Source organism: Polaribacter sp. IC066 (assembly GCF_007997085.1).
Lineage (GTDB): Bacteria > Bacteroidota > Bacteroidia > Flavobacteriales > Flavobacteriaceae > Polaribacter.
Map to the genome: position 1 here is coordinate 1 of NZ_VORR01000133.1, position 1,294 is coordinate 1,294.

The window sequence follows — 1,294 nt, forward strand, 5'->3', positions numbered from 1 at the left end:
TTATCTAATGCCTTCTCAAAATATCGCCTAGCATGCGCCATGCAACCTAAAAGAGAAATAGTTCCTTTAGTTGTTAAATTGTGATAGGCTTTATAGCCATCAGACTGTAATGTCCCTGTAAAGTTTTCAAGGAATTCTTCAGGAACTTTTTTACTTCGCCCCTTGTTGTAATCGAATAGGATTAATTTATCATCAGGCTTTCTATACACCCACATATAGCCTTGATGTAGTGCTTTTTTCTTGTCTCTGTCTTGCACTTTTATTGGCGATTCATCTGCCTGAATATAAGCTGCATTTTCTAAAAACTTTTCTTTAAAGGTGTCATATAAAGGTTGCAATAACTCGGAGACTTTACGCACCCAACCCCCTATTGTGGATTTACTGATAACCAAATCTTGGCGTTTAAATAGCTGTAGTAATCGATAAAGAGGCAGGTGGTCAACAAATTTAGAAATCAGAATAAAAGTTAATAAACTGGCTGATGCATTCCCTTTTGGAATCGGTAAGCTAGGGAGTTCTGCAATAATAATCCCTTGCCCTTTTGGTAAAGCATATTTTGGTCTTACGATGCGCCTCACAAAAACAGTTAGCGGTTTAATTTCTAAAAGCTCTGTAACTTCTTCGCCTATTTTTACAGCTCCTTGAGGTATGTTTTTAGGTTCTATAACTTCTTCTACCCTTGGAAAATGACTTGGAATAACTGTACGAACAGGTTTTTCTTTTTCTGGTTTCTTTTTATCTCTTTGATAGGTAATGGTGTGTTTTTCTAACGATGCTTCCTTTTGTTCTATTAAGTTTTCAAAAAGGGCTAACTGCGCTTGATCAACAGGAATAAAACGTTCACTCTTTGACCCGAAAATCATTCGTTTGAGTTCAGCTAGTTGCCGTTTTAACTCGTCTCTTTCAGTGGCTAACTCATCTCTTTCAGTGCTTAACTCATCTCGCTCATTTGTTAATTTAACGAGTTCGCTCTGTGAACCAATTGAGTTGTTTTCTATATGTAGTTCCTTGTTTTTGATGTAAACAAGATACAAAAAAACAAGCGAAAACTTGCTAAAATTATGACTTTTGTTGCCTATTAATTGGGTTGGTAGCGCTCTTTTTTATGGGTATTTACAATGCTTATTCCATCCAATATCATAATCATTTCGGTATAGGTTAAAACAACTAAACCTTCTTCTATATTATATTCTGGAAGCTCAAAAATCCCTTTTTCCAATCGCTTATAATAAAGAACAAAGCCCCCAACTCGCCAATGAAGTAGCTTTAGTTTATCTTTCTTTTTATTGATAAA

At 35.4% G+C, this 1,294-nt stretch carries 2 protein-coding genes; both read right to left on the bottom strand.

Annotated elements, in window-relative coordinates; translation table 11 throughout:
• Nucleotides 1-863 (bottom strand): IS66 family transposase (gene tnpC, locus ES044_RS18240; RefSeq protein WP_190311515.1); only part of this gene is annotated, 863 nt, incomplete at its 3' end.
• A gap of 215 nt (nucleotides 864-1,078) precedes the next feature.
• Nucleotides 1,079-1,294 (bottom strand): IS66 family insertion sequence element accessory protein TnpB (gene tnpB / locus ES044_RS18245; RefSeq protein ID WP_147187473.1); only part of this gene is annotated, 216 nt, incomplete at its 5' end.